We start from the raw sequence: 17,791 nt of genomic DNA, 5'->3' as shown, positions 1-17,791 counted from the left end.
CACCTCATGACCTCCACCACCGACGCCTCCGGCGCCACCGGCCCCACGAACCCCGCCGGCCCCACCGCCTCCACCGCCTCCACCGCCTCCACCGAGAGCTACGGCGAACTCCGCGCCCAGCTGGCCACCCTCACCACCGAGGCGTTCCGCCCCGAGCTGGCCGAGATCGACCGGCAGCCCACGCGGGAGATCGCGCGGATCATGAACGGCGAGGACGCCACCGTCCCGGCCGCCGTCGCCGAGCGGCTGCCGCAGATCGCCGCGGCCATCGACGCCACCGCCGAGCGCATGGCACGCGGCGGCCGGCTGATCTACGCGGGCGCGGGCACCGCGGGCCGCCTCGGCGTGCTGGACGCCAGCGAGTGCCCGCCCACCTTCAACACCGACCCGTCCGAGGTCATCGGCCTGATCGCGGGCGGTCCCTCCGCCATGGTCACGGCCGTCGAGGGCGCGGAGGACAGCAAGGAGCTGGCCGCCGCCGACCTCGACGGGCTGGAGCTGAACGCCGACGACACGGTGGTCGGCATCTCCGCCTCCGGCCGCACGCCGTACGCGATCGGCGCTGTCGAGCACGCCCGCGCACAGGGCGCCCTGACCATCGGGCTCTCCTGCAACGCCGGCTCCGCACTCGGCGCCGCCGCCGAACACGGCCTGGAAGTCGTCGTCGGCCCCGAGCTGCTCACCGGCTCGACCCGGCTGAAGGCGGGCACGGCCCAGAAGCTCGTCCTCAACATGATCTCGACGATCACGATGATCCGGCTCGGCAAGACGTACGGGAACCTCATGGTCGACGTCCGCGCCTCCAACGAGAAGCTGCGGGCCCGCTCCCGGCACATCGTCTCCCTGGCCACCGGCGCGTCCGACGCCGAGATCGAGGCCGCGCTCGCCGCCACCGACGGCGAGGTCAAGAACGCGATCCTGGTCATCCTCGGCCAGGTCGACGGCCCCACCGCCGCCGCCCGCCTCACCGAGGCGGACGGCCACCTCCGCGCCGCACTCACGGCCGTACGCACCGCCTGACCCACCCGGGTCCCCCGCCCCACCCCCCGCACAGCAAGGCACCGAGCACCATGGCCACAGAAGACAAGAACCGCGCCACCGCCGCCGCGATCCTGCCGCTCGTCGGCGGCGGGGCGAACGTCGCCTCCATCGCCCACTGCATGACCCGGCTCCGCCTCGGGCTGCACGACCGGTCCCTCGTCGACGACGAGGCGCTGAAGGCCCTGCCCGCCGTGATGGGCGTCGTCGAGGACGACACGTACCAGATCGTGCTGGGCCCGGGCACGGTCGCCCGGGTCACCCCGGAGTTCGAGCAACTGGTCGACGAGGCCCGCGAGGCCGCGCCCGAACCGGCCCCCGCGCCCGGTGCCGCCCCCGTCTCCGCCGAGGAACTGGCGGCCCAGGGCGCGGCGATCAAGGCCCGGCGGAAGGCGAGGAACGCCACCCCGTTCAAGCTGTTCCTGCGCAAGATCGCCAACATCTTCGTGCCGCTGATCCCGGCGCTCATCGGCTGCGGGATCATCGCGGGCCTCAACGGCCTGCTGGTGAACCTCCAGTGGCTGCCCGCCGTGACACCCGCGCTGGCGGCGATGGCGTCCGGTTTCATGGCGCTGATCGCGGTGTTCGTGGGCTACAACACGGCGAAGGAGTTCGGCGGTACGCCGATCCTGGGCGGTGCGGTGGCGGCGATCATCGTCTTCCCGGGCGTCGCGAACATCGACGCCTTCGGCCAGACGCTCTCCCCGGGCCAGGGCGGTGTGCTCGGCGCGCTGGGCGCGGCGGTCCTCGCGGTGTACGTGGAGAAGTGGTGCCGCCGGTGGGTGCCGGAGGCGCTGGACGTCCTGGTCACCCCGACCCTGACGGTGCTGCTCTCCGGCCTGGTGACGATCTTCGGCCTGATGTACGTGGCGGGCGAGGTGTCCTCCGCGATCGGCACGTTCGCCGACTGGCTGCTGTCCAACGGCGGCGCGGGCGCGGGCTTCGTGCTCGGCGGCCTGTTCCTGCCCCTGGTGATGCTGGGCCTGCACCAGGCGCTGATCCCGATCCACACCACGCTCATCGAGCAGCAGGGCTACACGGTCCTGCTCCCGATCCTCGCGATGGCCGGTGCGGGCCAGGTGGGCGCGGCCGTGGCCGTCTACTTCCGCCTCCCCCGCAACGAGTCGATCCGCCGCACCATCAAGTCCGCGCTCCCGGCGGGCCTGCTGGGCGTGGGCGAGCCCCTGATCTACGGCGTCTCGCTCCCCCTGGGCCGCCCGTTCGTCACGGCGTGCGTCGGCGGCGCGTTCGGGGCGGGCTTCGTCGGCCTGTTCAACCAGCTCGGCGACACGGTCGGCTCGACGGCCATCGGCCCGTCCGGCTGGGCCCTGTTCCCGCTCCTCGACGGCAACCACGGTCTGGGCTCGACGATCGCGATCTACGCGGGCGGCCTGCTCGTCGGCTATGTCGCCGGGTTCGTCGCGACGTACTTCTTCGGCTTCGGCAAGGACCTGCTGGCCGAGTTCGACGTCTCCCAGGAACCGGCCCCCTCCACGGTCGCCGCCCAGGGCAACACCCGCCCCGCCACCGCTCCGGCCGCCCCCGCCGACACGGGCTCCGGCTCCGACTCCGACGGCACGGACCCCGGCGCCTCCCCGGCCAAGGCCCCGGCGGGAGTCTGACCTCGCCCCGCGCCCGGCACGCCCCCGGCCCTCACCCCCGTCCCGGAGGGCGAGCCGGGGGCGTCCTGCGGACTACGCCTCAGGTGCCGGTCCGCCCCGGTCTCCAGCCCGATACGCCACGGGGCCCCGCTGACTAGCGTCGACCTCATGCGTATAGGACTTCTCGGTACCGGAAATGTCGCCCGCGCCCTGGCCCACGGCTGGCGCGCCGCAGGACACGACGTCGTCCTCGGATCACGTCGGCCCGAAGAACGCACCGGCCTCGGACTGCCCGTCGCCGGCCTCGACGAGACGGCCGCACATGCGGAGGTGCTGGTCAACGCCACTCCCGGCGGGGTCTCCGTGGAGCTGCTGCACTCCATCGGAGCCCCGGCGCTGGCCGGCACACTGCTGATCGACGTCGGCGTCGGCCTCTCCGACGACTTCAGCGCGCTCACCCACCCCAACAGCAGCCTGGGCGAACTGATCCAGGAGGCGTTCCCGCTGACTCCCGTCGTCAAGACGCTCTGCACGATGGACTCCACCACCATGACCGCCCCGGGCGACCTCACCGAGCCGGGCACGGTCTTCCTCTCCGGCGACGACGCCGAGGCCAAGCGCACCACCGGCCGGCTGCTCACGGACCTCGGGTGGCCCGAGTCCTCCCAGCTCGACATCGGCGGCATCACCACGGCGCGCGGCCAGGAGCACTTCGCGTTCCTCTTCATGGGAATCGCGGGCGGCGTGGGGTCCCACACCTTCAACATCAAGGTGGTCACCCGCCCGTCGGCGGGCACCCGCTAGACGGCGGGCCCCGGGAACTCCCCCGTCATCAGCCGCACGTCGAACGGGGACGGCAGGGCCGGCGGCTTGCCGAACGGCACCGCGTCCGTGTGCTCGTACGTGCCGTCCTCGTTCGGTTCCGTGAACAGCGTGACCCTCGGCCCCCTGGTGTCGAACCGGTCGATCAGCAGGTACGTCGGGACTCCCGCGCGGGCATACGCGCGGTACTTCTTGGTGCGGTCCTCCCGCGCGTCGCCCCTCGAGGTGATCTCTTCCACGGCTGTCCGCCGCTCCTCCCAGCGGCCCACGAACGAGTGGGCCCGCCCAGGGAAGCGCGCGGCGACCACCGGTCACGAGTATGACCGCGCCCCGTTCCCCGTCCGGTCGCGGGGAATGTACCGACACCCTCATGTGTAGGAAAAGCGTAAGCGGGAACCTGCCTTTCCGGAGGTTGATAATCATGGTTCCCCTGCTTCTCGTTCTTCTGCTCGCCCTGGTTCTCTTCGGTGTCGGTTTCGCGGTCAAAGCCCTCTGGTGGATAGCCGTGATCGTCCTGGTGCTGTGGCTCGTAGGGTTCTTCGTCCGTCCCGCCGCGAGCGGCGGCCGACGGGGCCGGTGGTACCGCTGGTAGGCACTTCTCCCTGCGTCCGCCGCCGGCCGTCGGACCGCCGAGGTGTACGCCGCCTCTCCCCGGGCACACGAAGTTCAGCGGAAATATCGTTCGGTGGATAAATCAGAAGTGCATTTCCGATCCACCGGACACGAATGCCCTGGGCGACCTTCGCGAAAGGAGCCACAATGAGCGAGTCCCTATGGGGATATCAGCCGTCGAGCGGTCACACCGCGGGCGCCGATCTGACCGGTTATTCGGTCGAGGCGACAGACGGCAGTATCGGAAAGGTCGACAAGCACTCCGACGAGGTGGGTTCTGCCTATCTGCTCGTCGACACCGGAGGCTGGATCTTCGGCAAGGACGTCCTGCTGCCCGCGGGCACGGTGAAGCGCATCGACACCGAGGACCAGAAGGTCTACGTCGACCTCACCAAGGAACAGGTCAAGGACTCCCCGGAGTTCGACCGCCACCGGCAGGCCGACGACCCGGGCTACCACGAGCAGCTGTCCGCGTACTACCTGGCCTATCGCATCATGTGACCCGGCGTACGCCCCCCGAACGGCGGCGGGCCCGGACCCGAGGAGGGGCCGGCCCCGCCGCCTCGGGCGGGGGCACCCTGCCCGGCCTCAACGCGGCAACTGCCCCTCTCTGTTGATCTCCGCCACCCGGGCGCGCAGCACCACTCCCGGTGACGCCGCCCGCACCGCCTCCGGCGGGCATTCCCACTCCGGCCCGCCGCCGGGCGGCCGCAGCCGCACGTTCGGCCCGGCCCGGCCCGTCACCCGGCCGACCCGCCCGTCCCGTGCGTCCACCGCGAACCCGCCCGCCGCGGGCACACCCGGTTCGCCCCCCTCAGTCGGCATGACCGCTCTCCTTCTCCGCCAGCACCTCCGACAGCCGCAACGCGGTGTCGACGTTGCAGCGGCCCAGGTCGACCAGGGGCGCCGGTTCGTCCCCCGCACACGAGACCGGATCGATCCGCAGGGACGGCAGCTTCACCCCGAACTCAGCAAGCCCTTCCTTCAACCGCTCCACAGCGTCCTCCGCCACCCGCACACGGTCCGCCGCCGCCCTGCGCCGCTCCATCGCTTCCATGCCGTACACCTTCCACTCTGAGTGATGGCCATGCATACCCAGCGTGTCCAACGCGCAGCTGGCCCGGAAGAGGCGCAGTTCGGGCAACCGCTTCCCCACTACCGACGGTTACCCTCGCACTCCCCCTCTGGAAGCGCTCTCAGCGCTGTCCGCGCCCGGCGCTAGGCTGTAGACGATCCGGCGGCGACACCGAGCACGCGCACAGCACCCCGCGCACCCCCACGCACCAGCCCGCGTAGCGCCGCCCCCCTCGACGAGGAGCGACCGCCTTGCCCGAGCAGTCCCCCGGGTCCCGGCCCACCCTGGAAGCCGTCGCGGCACGTGCGGGGGTGTCGCGGGCCACCGCCTCGCGGGTCGTCAACGGGGGCGACGGAGTCCGCAAGCCGCTCGTGGACAAGGTGCTCAAGGCGGTCGACGAGCTGGGCTACATCCCGAACCACGCGGCCAGGACCCTGGTGACCCGGCGGACGGGAGCGGTGGGCGTCGTCATCGCGGAGCCGGAGATACGGATCTTCTCCGACCCCTTCTTCTCCCAGCAGATCAGGGGCATCAGCAAGGAGTTGACCGCCCATGACACCCAGCTCGTCCTGCTGCTGGTGGAGGGGCCAGGAGACTTCGACCGGATCGCCCGCTACCTGTCCGGCGGACACGTCGACGGGGCGCTCGCGTTCTCGCTGCACACCGACGACCCGCTGCCCGCGATCACCCGGCGGGCGGGGATTCCCACGGTGTACGGGGGCCGGCCCAGCTGGACCGCCGATCCCGGGGACCAGGCCGTCTCGTACGTGGACGCGGACAACCGGGGCGGCGCGCGGGTGGCCGTGCGGTATCTGAAGGACCTCGGGCGGGAGCGGATCGCGCACATCGGCGGACCGCCCGACCAGACCTCGGCGATGGACCGCCTCGACGGCTACCGGGACGTCCTGCTGGACGTGGATCCGACGCTTGTCGCCGAGGGTGCGTTCACCGTGGAGAGCGGGGCCCGGGCGATGGCGGAGCTGCTGGAGCGGCGGCCCGACCTGGACGCGGTGTTCGCCGCCAACGACCTGATGGCGTCAGGTGCGTTGCGTGTGCTGCGGGAGCGCGGCGTGGCCGTGCCGGAGCAGGTGGCGATCGTCGGGTTCGACGACATGGACTCGGTGGCCGGGACCACCGATCCGCCGCTGACCACGGTCAACCAGGACATCGAGGGGCAGGGCCGGCTGATGGCCCGGCTGCTGCTGCGCCGCCTGGGCCGGGACCGTACGGGCAGCGGTCCGGCGCCCGACTCGGTGATCACCCCGACGACACTGGTACGACGGGCCTCGGCCTGAGGGCCCGGGGGCCCGCACACGCGCCTCCACACGGCAGTGCGGCGGGCCTCCGCCCTGAGGAGCCGGAGACCCGCCACACGCATCGTGCCCGTACGGGTCACGCCCTACACGTACGGATCCCGCCACTTATCCGGTTATCCGGATGGGGTGGCGCGACCCGGACATTCGGGATCCCGCGCGACCTACACGTACGGGATCTTCAGGACGGCCGCGTCCGTGCCGGTCTGCACCTGGGACGTGCCGCTGCCGAGCGCGTTCCAGACCTCCAGGCGGACCGTGCCGTTCTTCAGCTCGCCCAGGCTCCCGGTGACAGCCTTCGCACCGACCGCCTGCGTGTACTCCTCCCAGCCGTTGACCGGGTCGGTCGCGAAGTAGCGGAAGGTCTCGGCCCGGTCGAACGTGCCGTCGCCGGTGAGGTCGTAGCTGACCCGGACCTGCGGGGCGAGCCCGACCTTCGTGCCCGCGTCGACCCGGAGGCGGAACGCGGTGGCCGCGCCGGGAGCGACCTTGCCGTTGACCTTCTTCACCTCGTAGACGCTCGGCCGGTACGGGGTGCCGTCACGGTTGACGCCGTCGGCCGAGGCGACGGTGTCCGCACCCGCCGGGTCGGTGGTGGCGGTGGTGAGGACGCCGCCGGACTTGAGGCGGAAGGTGTTGCCGGTCGGCGGCTCCGGGTCCGGGCCGGGGCCGGGGTCGCCGCCGGGGCCCGTGCTAGTGGCCGTCGAACGAGGGGGCACGGAGAGGGTCTTGCCGTCGGAGAAGGTGACCGTACGGGCCGTGGAGCCGTGGTTGTGGGCGGTGTAGGTGCGGACGCCGTCCTTCGAGAAGACGGCGGAGGTCGGCAGGTCGCCGCTGACCGTCATATCGGGCGCGCCGACCGTGTTCAGGGTGTTGATCCAGTGGTAGGTGTGCGCCTTGGACTCACCCTGCTCCGGCTCGTAGTTCCCGTTCACGCCGTCCCACTTGGCCTTCGCCGCCGCCGGGTCCGCCAGCGACTCGAACTGCCAGAGCAGGTCGCGCCACTCCTGTGCGGGCCCGCCGTTCTCGCGCTCCATCTCGGCGATGTTCCGCTTGATGGCCGCCTTCTCACGGGCCAGGTGGAGGGAACCGCCGGTCACCGGGAGGACGTTGATGCCGTGGATCTCCTCCGGGTTGGCGGTCCACCAGGTGGAGTACGCGCCGCCGCTGCCCCAGACCATGCCGACCGTGTCGTGGCCGAAGGAGGCGGGGAAGACCTGCTGCGAGGCGTCGAACCAGTACTGGGTGATCGCCTCGGACTCGGTGGTCAGCAGGTAGCTGCCGAGGTCGCGGAGGCCGGTGTCGCCGGTGGCCGAGCCGTAGAGGACGAGTCCCGCGCTGAGGTTGATGGACTCGGAGGAGGACTCCTGGTTGTTGCCCGCCCCGAAGCCCTGGTGCCCGGAGGCCCAGCTGTGGCCCGCGTACACGTCGAAGCCGCGCAGGAACGGGTAGGCGGAGTCGGTGCGGCTGGCGTTGGCGGTGTCGCGGATCAGGTGCTTGATCATCGTGCCCCAGGCGGAGTCGGCGACCCAGGCCTGGTCGTACTGGGCGATGATCCCCGCCGCGTAGACGTAGTAGCTGTAGTGGAAGTGGTGGTCGTTCAGCTCGGTGTCGCTGCCGTACGAGGCCGGGTAGCCGGTGAGGGTCTTCCAGTCCTTGTCGTAGCTGAACTCAGCGGCCCCGCCCGCCGTGAACCACTCCTGGAGCCGGCCCTTCATCAGGCCGAGGAGCTTGTCGCGGGTGGCGGTCTGGCCGATCTGGTCGGCGACGGGCACCAGTTGGGCGAGGCGGCCGAGCGCCTTGCCGGTCCAGTAGGTGTCGGCGGCCCCGGAGAACGGGTCGGAGGCGTTCGCGACCTCGTTGAGGTAGCCGGCCAGCCGGGCCTTGTCGACGCCGCCGGCGGCGGGCAGCGCGGGCACGACGCCGTTGTTCTTCTGGCTGGTGGTGAAGGAGGCGGACTCGCGCACCTTCATCGTGCCGCGCGGCGACACGTACGTGTAAGGGGTCAGCGCGTCGGCGGTGTGCAGCCACTGGTGGCGGTAGAGGGCCTGGAGCGTGCCCCGTTCGGTGCCCTCCTTGGCCTCGGTCGTCAGGCTGTAGGTCGCCCGCACGTTGCCGCCGGTGGACTGCCAGGCCACCTGGGAGCCGGTGACGAAGCTGAAGGCGTACTTCTTGTAGGTCGCGAGCGCTTCCGTGGAGGGCAGCACGGCGAGCGAGAAGTAGTCCTTGGAGCCGAGCCCGGCCGTGAGCGCGGTGCCGGAGACGTTCCAGTCGCTGCCGGTCGGGGCGAAGAGGGCGTAGTGGTGTCCGGCGACGGTGATGCCGAGGACATTGCCCTGGTCGGAGAAGACGGTGGGCGTGGAGGCGGTGGTGATGCGGGCGTCACCGCCGGAGCCCTTGGCGTACACGAAGGGCATGCCGTGGCCGATGGTGGCCCGGAAGGTGCGGGAGCCGTCGGCCCAGTAGGGCGTGACCGTCCAGTCGGACCAGGCGTCGGCCTTGGTGTCGGGTGAGTTCAGGCCGCTGAGGCCGACGGTGAGGTCGGCCTTGTGGGCGTACTCGTACTGGCGGCCGTCGCCGACGATCGCGGGCGTGGTCGGATAGCCGACCTCCAGCCCGGAGGCCTTGGCCTGGTAGGTGAGCGGGTGGCCGTACATGGGGGTGCTGTACGGGTTGTCGCCGTAGCGCTGATAGGCGAGCGAGGACCACCAGTCGTTGGTCGGGACCGGCTTGTCCCGTGCGGCGGTGGTGAGCTTGGGGGTGACCGGCGCGCCGGTGTCGGTGGTCGGGCCGGAGGTACCGGCGGGGCGGGAGTCGGAGTAGCTGCCGGCGCCGGCGGGGATGGTGGCGGCGGCAGCGGGCGATGCGGCGGGGCCCAGCCCCACGGCGGCCACGGCGATGGCGAGGAGCGTCGCCGCGGCGGGTCTGGAGGCGAGTCTGGAGAGGGAGGTTCGCACGAGCAGCACCTCGATCATGGGGGGAGGAGCGCTTCCGAGAGCGCTCTCAGGTGCCAAGGAACGTAAAACTCCTGAAACATAAGTGTCAATAGATCGCGCACAGACGGCAATTGGATGGGCGGCACGGGCGACCCCAAGCTGTTATGCGTTCGAGTCTTGACGGGGCGGGGGCGGTGGGGGACGCTCCAGACGCAGGTTTGAGAGCGCTCTCAAAGCGCTCGGTTCATCCCGAAGCCAAGGGAGGCTTCCCATGCCCATCGCCCGAGCCGCCAAGAGAGCCACCGCCCGCCTCGGCGCGGTCGTCCTCGCCGGGGCGCTCCTCGCCGCCTGTGGATCCAGCGACTCGTCGGGCTCCTCCGACGGCGCGGGCGGAAAGGTGACGCTCAACGTCGACCTCTTCGGGTCGTTCGGCTTCAAGGAGGCCGGGCTGTACGAGGAGTACCAGAAGCTCAACCCGGACATCACGATCAAGCAGAGCGACACCCAGGACGAGGCGGACTACTGGAAGTCGCTCCAGACCCGGCTGGCGGGCGGCGGCGGTCTCGCGGACGTGCAGGGCGTCGAGGTGGGCCGTATCGCCTCGGTCACCCAGCAGCAGTCCGACAAGTTCCAGGACCTGAAGGAGTTCGGGGCCGACAAGCTCAAGGGCGAGTTCGCCGATGCCAAGTGGTCGGCGGCGACCACCGAGGACGGCAAGATCCTCGGCCTCGGCACGGATGTCGGCCCCGAGGCGATGTGCTACCGCACCGACCTCTTCCAGCAGGCCGGGCTGCCCACGGACCGCGAGGAGCTCGCGAAGCAGTGGGCCACCTGGGACGGCTATCTGGAGCTGGGCAAGCAGTACAAGAAGAAGGCCCCCGCCAAGAGCGCCTGGCTGGACAGTGTCGGCTCGCTCTACGGGATCATGATCGGCCAGGAGAAGGAGCGGTACTACGACGCCTCCGGCGAGCTGATCTACGAGAAGAACCCGGCGGTCAAGGAGGCCTGGGACACCTCCGTGGCGGCTGCCGAGGCGGGCCTGAGCGCGAAGCTGGACCAGTGGTCCCCGCAGTGGAACCAGGCGTTCGCGGCCGGTTCTTTCGCGACGATCCCGTGCCCGGCCTGGATGCTCGGCTACGTCAAGGGCCAGGCCGGCGACGCGGGCAAGGGCAAGTGGGACATCGCCAAGCTCCCCGGCGGGGCGGGCAACTGGGGCGGCTCGTACCTCTCCATCCCGCGTGCGGCCAAGCACAAGGAGGAGGCGTACAAGCTGATCGAGTGGCTGACCGCCCCCGAACAGCAGGCGAAGGTCTTCCAGAAGCAGGGCAACTTCCCGTCCTCCACGGGCGCCATCGAGACGATCGCGGGCGCGAAGGACGCGTACTTCTCGGGCGCCCCGATCGGCCGGATCTTCGGTGAGGCGGCCAAGGAGTCCCCGGTCCAGGTGCTGGGTGTGCACGACCAGAACGTGATGCAGCAGATCACGAACGCGCTGAGCGAGGTCGAGCGCAAGGGAGTGTCGTCGGACAAGGCGTGGCAGACGGCGAAGAAGGGCGTGGACAACGTGATCGGCTGACGCCGCTCGCCGCCCCACCGCCACACCCCGGCGGTCAGGGGCCGGTCCGCCCGCGCGCACGGCGGACGGGCCGGCCCCGCGCACGGCTGAGTCCGACACTCGCTCACGCCCGTACCTCTCCCGCGCACGGCGGAGACCGGCCCACCGGACGGGCCCGCCCCGCCCCCGTACCTCTCCTCCGCGCCCCCAGCCCGCTCCCGATCCCGAAGGGCCGCACCGTGTCCCTCACCGCCACCGCGAAGGCCGGGCCCCGCCCGTCCGGAACCGGGCCCGGCCCCGACGACGGCCGGGCCGCCGCCCTCCGGCGCACCTGGCGCAAGGCCTCCCCGTACGCCTATATCGCCCCCTTCTTCACCCTGTTCCTGGCCTTCGGACTCTTCCCGCTCCTCTACACGGCGTTCGTCTCGCTCTACCGGGTCGAGCTCCAGACGAGCGGCGAGATGGAGTGGCGGGGCATCGCCAACTACACGGCGCTGTTCACCGACGAGTACTTCTGGATCTCGCTGCGCAACACGTTCACGATCGGCGTGCTGTCCACCGTCCCGCAGCTCGCGATGGCACTCGGCCTCGCGCACCTGCTCAACTACAAGCTGCGCGGCCGGACCTTCATCCGGACGGCGATCCTGCTCCCGTACGCCACGTCGGTCGCCGCGGCCACGCTCGTCTTCGCGCAGCTCTTCGGCCGCGACTTCGGGCTGATCAACTACGTGATCGGGCTGGTCGGCTTCGATCCGGTGGACTGGCAGACGGGCACGGTCGCCTCGCAGATCGCGGTCTCCACCATCGTGATCTGGCGCTGGACCGGGTACAACGCGCTGATCTATCTGGCGGGCATGCAGTCGATCCCGCACGAGCTGTACGAGGCGGCGGAGATGGACGGGGCGTCGCGCTGGCGGCAGTTCATCCACGTCACGCTGCCCGGGCTCCGTCCCACCATCGTCTTCACGGTGATCATCTCGACGATCGGCGCGACCCAGCTCTTCGGCGAGCCACTGCTGTTCGAGGGGTCGATCTCCGGCGGCATCTCGCACCAGTACCAGACCCTCGGCCTGTACATGTACGAGCAGGGCTGGGGCTTCTTCCACCTGGGCCGGGCCGCGGCCATCGCCTGGGTGATGTTCGTCCTGATCGTGGTGCTCGTCGGGGTCAACGCCCTGATCGCGCGCCGCCGTTCACGCAAGGAGGCCGGCCGATGACCGCGCTCGCCGCACCGCCGACCGCGCCCGGGAAGGGCCGCCCGCCGCAGGACCCACCGCGCAAGCGGATCCGTGGAGAGGGCGCGGGCCGGACGATGAAAGGCGGCTGGCTCTCCTACCTCATCCTCGGTGTCGCGCTGCTGATCTCCGCGTTCCCGTTCTACTGGACGATCGTCGCGGCCAGCCGGTCCAACGCGGACCTGGCGCAGGTGCCCCCGAGCCTGCTGCCCGGACCGAACCTCATCAAGAACTTCGACGCGGTCCTCGAAGAGGCCGACATCGGCAAGGCCCTGCTCAACTCGCTGATCGTGTCCGGCTCGATCACGATCGGCTCGGTCCTGTGCTGCACGCTGGCCGGATTCGCCTTCGCCAAGCTGAGGTTCCGGGGCCGGGGCGCGCTGCTGACGCTGACGATCGGGACGATGATGATCCCGCCGCAGCTCGGTGTGATCCCGCTCTTCATGCTGATCGCCGAGCTCCAGTGGGTGAACCAGCTCCAGGCGGTGATCCTGCCGGGCCTGGTCTCGGCCTTCGGGGTGTTCTTCATGCGCCAGTACCTGGTGCAGTCGCTGCCGGACGAGCTGATCGAGGCGGCCCGGGTCGACGGGGCGTCGACGGCCCGGATCTTCTGGTCGATCGTGATCCCGATCGCGCGGCCCGGGATGGCGGTGCTCGGGATGCTCACGTTCATGACGGCGTGGAACGACTTCTTCTGGCCGATCATCGCGCTGTCCTCGCAGGAGCCGACCGTGCAGGTCGCGCTGCGTCAGCTCGGCGGCGGGTACGTCAACGACCAGTCGGTGATCATGGCCGGCACGCTGCTGGGCACGCTGCCCGTGCTGCTGGTCTTCGGCCTGCTGGGCCGGCAGATCGTCGGCGGCATCATGCAGGGCGCGGTCAAGGGCTGACGCCGTACGCCGCCCCGCCCCGCGGGCCCACCCTCCCTGCGGGGCCGCCCGCCCTCCCTGCGGGCCCCGCCCCTCCCCGCGGGGCCCGCCCCCTCCCTCACCTCTGGAGTGTCAGTCCATGACCGCTGTCGATGCCCGTCCGGCGAACTCCTCGGTTCCCCGCCCCGACACCGTGGCGGAACTCCGCTTCCCCACGGCGTTCCGCTGGGGGACCGCCACCGCCGCCTATCAGATCGAGGGCGGGGCCACCGAGGGCGGCCGTACGCCCTCCATCTGGGACACCTTCAGCCGGACGCCCGGCAAGGTGCGCAACGGCGACACCGGTGACATCGCCGCCGACCATCTGCACCGGATGCCGGACGACGTACGCCTGATGAAGGAACTGGGCGTCACCGACTACCGGTTCTCCGTCTCCTGGTCCCGGGTCCAGCCGACCGGCCGGGGCCCGGCCGTGGAACGCGGCCTGGACTTCTACCGCCGTCTGGTGGACGAGCTGCTGGCGGCCGGGATCAGACCGGTCGCCACGCTCTACCACTGGGACCTGCCGCAGGAGCTGGAGGACGCGGGCGGCTGGCCGGAGCGGGACACGGCACACCGGTTCGCGGAGTACGCGGGCCTGGTGGCCGGCGCGCTGGGCGACCGGGTGGAGACCTGGACGACGCTCAACGAGCCCTGGTGCGCGGCGTTCCTCGGCTACGGGAACGGGGTCCACGCCCCCGGCCGGACCAGCGACCTCGCGGCCCTGCGCGCCGCCCACCACCTGAACCTGGCGCACGGCGCGGGCGCCCGCGTCCTGCGCGATCTCCTGCCGGACACCGCCGAGATCTCCCTCACCCTGAACCTCCACGCGCTGCGCCCGCTGGCGGACACCGAGGCGGACCGCGACGCGGTGCGGCGGATCGACGCGGTGGCGAACCGGATCTTCCTGGACCCGGTCTTCCACGGCCGGCTGCCGCAGGACCTGGTCGAGGACACGGCGGAGGTGACGGACTGGTCGTTCGTCCGGGACGGTGACCTGGAGGTGACGTCGACGCCGATCGACTCGCTGGGCATCAACTACTACTCCCCCAGCGTGGTTTCGGCTGGTACGTCGGAGTCGCCGTCGACGTGGGCGGGCGCGGAACAGCACGTGGCGTTCACCCCGGCGGCCGGGCCGCGCACCGCGATGGACTGGCCGGTGGACGCGGACGGCCTGTACGAACTGCTGGCCCGCCTCCGAGACGAACTCCCGTCCGTGCCGCTGCTGGTCACGGAGAACGGGGCGGCGTACGACGACTACGCCGACCCGGAGGGCGCGGTCCACGACCCGGAGCGGGTGGCGTACCTGGACGCCCACCTGGCGGCGGTCCACCGGGCGATCGCGGACGGGGCGGACGTGCGCGGGTACTTCCTGTGGTCGTTGCTGGACAACTTCGAGTGGGCGTACGGCTACAGCAAGCGGTTCGGCATCGTGCACGTGGACTTCGCGTCGCAGCGCCGCACGGCGAAGGACAGCGCGCGGTGGTACGCGGAGGTGATCGCGCGGGGCGGCCTGGAACGCTGAGCCTCTGCCGGGCACGGGTTACGAGTACGGGCACGGGCACGGGTACGGGTACGGGTACGGGTACGGGTACGGGTCACGCGGAGGCTCGGGGGCTCGGGGCGGCACGCGCTCCGGGCCCCGACGCGTACCCGGGGCTACTCGGGCGCTGCCCGGGTGTGCCCGGGCCTGCGGGCGGTGTGCCCGGCCGAACAGTACGGGCGATGAGCATTTTCTCCCGGAATCGGCCGGGCTAGTTTCGGCCGGATGAATCACCGGTGAAGTCCCCCACACGAGCGGGTAGCAGGTCCGGAGGGCGGCGGAGCACCCGCGTGGCCCGAAGAGGCCGTGGGAGCACAGCCCGACCGGTGCCCCCGGAACGCCGAGCGTCCCTGGAGCCGGCAGAACGAGGCTGCTCAGCCGAGGGGCGGGCCGCAGCCCGTCCGGGCCGGTGAGCCGGGTGGCGGCCCCATCGGCTCGGCCGGCTCCGGCCGTCTGCGCGGCCGATCCGCGGGCACCGCGCGCACCGCCCCCCAACCCCCGTGGCCCTGGTGCAACTTGGCGCGAATCCGTCGGCTCCGACAGAGGCCGCTCCGTACGCCTCTTGACCTCCGGACCCTCACCCGTATGGTCTAGACCAAGCAGTGAGAGGCAGTCGGCGGTGGTGGTCACGCGCCGCCCCTGCCTCGCCCACGTACCCGGCCAGGCGCACGCGACCTCACCTCACGAACCCTCCAGATCCCCAGATCCGCCAGATCCGCCAGATCCCCCAGCCGAGGAGAAGAACCCCAGGGCGCCGGCGAGAGGCCCGTCACCCCGTGCGCCGAAGCGACAAACAGCCGACGCTTCCCGCAAACGCCCCACAGGCGCCCGCGTACCCGCGCGGACCGCCCATGCACGCTTTCCCACCCCCACGGACACAGCGGGAGATCGCACATGAGGAGCCACACCGCCGAGCCGAGCCTTCCCCCGCCCGGCAGCACACCCCAACCCCCGTCCCACACACGCGGGTTCGGCCGCGAGCGTCCGGCGACAGCCGGCGCCCGAGCAGCCCTTCAACGGCTGGCCGACCACGTCAACGTGCGCGCCGTCGTCCTGCTGAGGATGACCGTCGGGATCGTCTTCCTCGGCTTCGGCGTGCTGAAACTGTTCCCCTCGGCCAGCCCTGCCGAGCAACTGGCCGTCGACGCGGCCACGAAGATGACCCTGGGCCTCGTACCGGAGACGGTGCTGCTGCTCTCCCTCGCGGCACTGGAGACGGCCATCGGGATCGGTCTGGTCGCGGGAGGCCGCCTGCTGCGCCCCGCTCTCGTCGCGTTCTTCCTCCACATGGGCGGCGTGTTCTCGACCCTCGTCCTCCTGCCCGACGCCATGTGGCAGCCCCACTCCCCCGCTCCGACCATGGAAGGGCAGTACGTCGTCAAGAACGTGGTCCTCGTGGCCGTGTGCCTGGTGGTGGCCGCCGACGCGTGGGGAAGCGGGTCCAGGTCGTCACGGCGGCCGGACGGTACCGACCGAGCGGCGTCGGGCTGAAGGGAACAGGCCCCGCCCTCGGAACACTCCGGCCGGCAGTCTCGGCACCCATGGCAGCACCAGCACCAGCACCAGCGGTCAGCCGACGTGGGCCGGAACCTCGGCGAACTGCTGCGGGGTGACCGAGGGACGCGGCCCCCGGAGCATGGTCGCGGCGACGACCGCCGCGACCACCAGGGTGACGGCGGTGGCGAGGAACACCGCGGAATAGCCCTCGGTGAGGGCGGCCCCCCGGCCCGATCCGGCCGCGGCGGACCGTTCGACGGCACCGAGGTAGATCGTGGTGAACACCGAGAGGCCCACGCATCCGCCGATCTGCATGGCGGAGTTGACCAGGGCCGATGCCGCGCCGGCGTCGTGGTGCCCCACCCCGGCGAGCGCGACGTTCTGCACCGGGATGATCACGAACGCGATCCCGACGCCCACGACCACGAGGCCGCCGAACACCTCCGTCCAGTAGCTCCCGTCGGCCGTGACGAAGGTCAGCCACCCCATCCCGGCCGCGGCGATCAACGGCCCACCGGCCATCAGGACGCGCGGTCCCCGCGTGGGCAGCAGCCTGGCGGCCACGGGTGCGGTGATCATGGTCGCGAAGGTCATCGCGAGGCTCGCGAGTCCGGCGAGCAGCGGGGAGAGCCCGAGCACGATCTGGAGGTGGAACATCAGGTAGAGGGTCATCCCGATGTAGACGGCGCCGATGGCCGCCTGGATGAGGAACGCTCCGGCGCGGGCACGGTCACGCACGACGCGCAGCGGCAGCAGCGGCTGCGCGACGCGGGCCTCGATCCACACGAACGCCGCCAGCAGCACCAGGCCGCCGACGAGGAAGCCGATGGTGTCCGGCGCGGTCCATCCGGACTCCGCCAGGGTGAACCCGTAGACCAGGGCGGCCAGGCCGAGGGTGACGGCGAGGGTGCCCCAGATGTCGTACCGGTTGTCGCCCTCGACCCGGCTCTCGGAGACGAACAGCAGCGCGCCGATCAGGCCGACGACGGCGAAGACGATGTTGACCAGCAGGCACCACCGCCAGTCGGCGTACTCGGTCAGGACGCCGCCCAGCGCCAGGCCCACCGCGGCACCGGTGCCGGCGACGGTGCCGAACACCGCGAACGCCGTTCCGCGCTCCCGCCCGGCCGGGAACGTGACCGTCAGCAGAGCAAGCGCGGCGGGGGCCAGCAGCGCCGCGAAGGCCCCCTGGAGGCCGCGCGCCGCGATCAGCTCGGTCCCGCTCTGCGCGAGACCGCCCCAGACGGAGGCGGCGCCGAAGCCGAGCATCCCGACCATGTAGCTGCGCTTGCGCCCCCAGTAGTCCGCGACGCGTCCGCCGAGCAGCAGCAGCGCGCCGAACGCCAGGACGTAGGCGGTGATGACCCACTGCCGCTCGGTGTCGCTCAGCTCCAGTTCGAGCTGGGCCTGGGGCAGGGCCACGTTGACGATGGTCGCGTCGAGCACGACCACCAGCTGTGTCAGCGCGATCACCGCGAGCGCCCACCATCGGCGGGGATCCGGTGCGGAGGACTGGGAGGGCAGGGAGACAGACATGAAGAAACCTCCGGGGTTCTGTCCAGATGAGCGCCGGAGGTTTCAAGCCTCGGACCGGACACCGGAAGGCGGGGTCCGACCACCTCGACCACGGGGCCGAGCCCGACAATCTAACCACCG

The 17,791-nt window shown here is 71.3% G+C and carries 15 protein-coding genes and 1 pseudogene; 11 read left to right on the top strand and 5 right to left on the bottom strand.

The annotated features are described in order from the left end of the window. Nucleotides 1-6 precede the first annotated feature (6 nt). The 3 genes from murQ to ACH4RG_RS03660 all read left to right on the top strand — a co-directional run bounded on the left by murQ (nucleotide 7) and on the right by ACH4RG_RS03660 (nucleotide 3,443). The gene (gene murQ, locus ACH4RG_RS03670; RefSeq protein WP_397927572.1) at nucleotides 7-1,020 is read left to right on the top strand and encodes an N-acetylmuramic acid 6-phosphate etherase; all 1,014 of its coding nucleotides are present in this window, start codon (nucleotides 7-9) and stop codon (nucleotides 1,018-1,020) included. Nucleotides 1,021-1,070: 50 nt separating this feature from the next. Continuing rightward, on the top strand, nucleotides 1,071-2,660 hold the full coding sequence (locus ACH4RG_RS03665; RefSeq protein ID WP_398539067.1) for a PTS transporter subunit EIIC: 1,590 nt from the start codon (nucleotides 1,071-1,073) through the stop codon (nucleotides 2,658-2,660). A gap of 147 nt (nucleotides 2,661-2,807) precedes the next feature. Beyond that, nucleotides 2,808-3,443, top strand: coding sequence for an NADPH-dependent F420 reductase (locus tag ACH4RG_RS03660; protein ID WP_397918152.1), 636 nt, complete (start codon nucleotides 2,808-2,810; stop codon nucleotides 3,441-3,443). Here ACH4RG_RS03660 and ACH4RG_RS03655 read toward each other — a convergent pair. Next, a pseudogene (locus tag ACH4RG_RS03655) lies at nucleotides 3,440-3,700 on the bottom strand (Uma2 family endonuclease); the annotation flags it as partial. The gene ACH4RG_RS03660 and the pseudogene ACH4RG_RS03655 overlap by 4 nt on opposite strands. 182 nt (nucleotides 3,701-3,882) lie before the next feature. Here ACH4RG_RS03655 and ACH4RG_RS03650 point away from each other — a divergent pair. Together ACH4RG_RS03650 and ACH4RG_RS03645 are read left to right on the top strand one after the other, a co-directional pair. After that, entirely contained in the window at nucleotides 3,883-4,053 is a 171-nt protein-coding gene (locus ACH4RG_RS03650; RefSeq protein ID WP_210992271.1) for a DUF5670 family protein, read from the top strand. Nucleotides 4,054-4,220: 167 nt separating this feature from the next. Then, on the top strand, nucleotides 4,221-4,574 hold the full coding sequence (locus tag ACH4RG_RS03645; RefSeq protein ID WP_397918153.1) for a PRC-barrel domain-containing protein: 354 nt from the start codon (nucleotides 4,221-4,223) through the stop codon (nucleotides 4,572-4,574). An 87-nt stretch (nucleotides 4,575-4,661) separates the two neighbouring features. Here the strand turns inward: ACH4RG_RS03645 and ACH4RG_RS03640 are convergent, their stop codons facing one another. Together ACH4RG_RS03640 and ACH4RG_RS03635 are read right to left on the bottom strand one after the other, a co-directional pair. Continuing rightward, the gene (locus ACH4RG_RS03640) at nucleotides 4,662-4,898 is read right to left on the bottom strand and encodes a hypothetical protein (RefSeq protein WP_398539066.1); all 237 of its coding nucleotides are present in this window, start codon (nucleotides 4,896-4,898) and stop codon (nucleotides 4,662-4,664) included. After that, nucleotides 4,888-5,130: a hypothetical protein gene (locus ACH4RG_RS03635; RefSeq protein ID WP_398539065.1), complete on the bottom strand. Its 243-nt coding sequence runs from the start codon at nucleotides 5,128-5,130 to the stop codon at nucleotides 4,888-4,890. Before ACH4RG_RS03635 ends, ACH4RG_RS03640 begins: the two co-directional genes overlap by 11 nt. 269 nt (nucleotides 5,131-5,399) lie before the next feature. On the opposite strand from ACH4RG_RS03635, the gene ACH4RG_RS03630 reads away from it, so the two are divergent. Next, the gene (locus ACH4RG_RS03630) at nucleotides 5,400-6,443 is read left to right on the top strand and encodes a LacI family DNA-binding transcriptional regulator (protein WP_397918156.1); all 1,044 of its coding nucleotides are present in this window, start codon (nucleotides 5,400-5,402) and stop codon (nucleotides 6,441-6,443) included. A 182-nt stretch (nucleotides 6,444-6,625) separates the two neighbouring features. Here the strand turns inward: ACH4RG_RS03630 and ACH4RG_RS03625 are convergent, their stop codons facing one another. After that, nucleotides 6,626-9,436: a glycosyl hydrolase gene (locus tag ACH4RG_RS03625; protein WP_398539064.1), complete on the bottom strand. Its 2,811-nt coding sequence runs from the start codon at nucleotides 9,434-9,436 to the stop codon at nucleotides 6,626-6,628. 232 nt (nucleotides 9,437-9,668) lie between these two features. On the opposite strand from ACH4RG_RS03625, the gene ACH4RG_RS03620 reads away from it, so the two are divergent. The 5 genes from ACH4RG_RS03620 (at nucleotide 9,669) to ACH4RG_RS03600 (ending at nucleotide 16,129) form a co-directional block, all read left to right on the top strand. Next, the gene (locus tag ACH4RG_RS03620) at nucleotides 9,669-10,973 is read left to right on the top strand and encodes an ABC transporter substrate-binding protein (protein WP_397927568.1); all 1,305 of its coding nucleotides are present in this window, start codon (nucleotides 9,669-9,671) and stop codon (nucleotides 10,971-10,973) included. A 218-nt stretch (nucleotides 10,974-11,191) separates the two neighbouring features. Further along, nucleotides 11,192-12,169 carry a carbohydrate ABC transporter permease gene (locus ACH4RG_RS03615; protein WP_397918159.1) on the top strand — a complete coding sequence of 326 codons (978 nt, stop codon included), beginning with the start codon at nucleotides 11,192-11,194 and terminating at the stop codon, nucleotides 12,167-12,169. Continuing rightward, nucleotides 12,166-13,077: a carbohydrate ABC transporter permease gene (locus tag ACH4RG_RS03610; protein ID WP_398539063.1), complete on the top strand. Its 912-nt coding sequence runs from the start codon at nucleotides 12,166-12,168 to the stop codon at nucleotides 13,075-13,077. The genes ACH4RG_RS03615 and ACH4RG_RS03610 overlap by 4 nt, the downstream gene beginning before the upstream one ends. Before the next feature lie 118 nt (nucleotides 13,078-13,195). After that, a complete protein-coding gene (locus ACH4RG_RS03605; protein ID WP_398161768.1) occupies nucleotides 13,196-14,620 on the top strand; it encodes a GH1 family beta-glucosidase in 1,425 nt (474 codons plus the stop codon). A 912-nt stretch (nucleotides 14,621-15,532) separates the two neighbouring features. Beyond that, on the top strand, nucleotides 15,533-16,129 hold the full coding sequence (locus tag ACH4RG_RS03600) for a DUF417 domain-containing protein (RefSeq protein WP_397918162.1): 597 nt from the start codon (nucleotides 15,533-15,535) through the stop codon (nucleotides 16,127-16,129). Nucleotides 16,130-16,207: 78 nt separating this feature from the next. On the opposite strand, the gene ACH4RG_RS03595 is transcribed toward ACH4RG_RS03600, so the two are convergent. Next, nucleotides 16,208-17,671 carry an MFS transporter gene (locus ACH4RG_RS03595; protein ID WP_397918163.1) on the bottom strand — a complete coding sequence of 488 codons (1,464 nt, stop codon included), beginning with the start codon at nucleotides 17,669-17,671 and terminating at the stop codon, nucleotides 16,208-16,210. Nucleotides 17,672-17,791 lie beyond the last annotated feature (120 nt).

The organism is Streptomyces sp. NPDC021019 (genome assembly GCF_044333295.1).
Classification (GTDB): domain Bacteria; phylum Actinomycetota; class Actinomycetes; order Streptomycetales; family Streptomycetaceae; genus Streptomyces.
The sequence above is the reverse complement of the archived record's forward strand: the minus strand, read 5'-3'. Positions and strand labels throughout refer to the sequence as shown.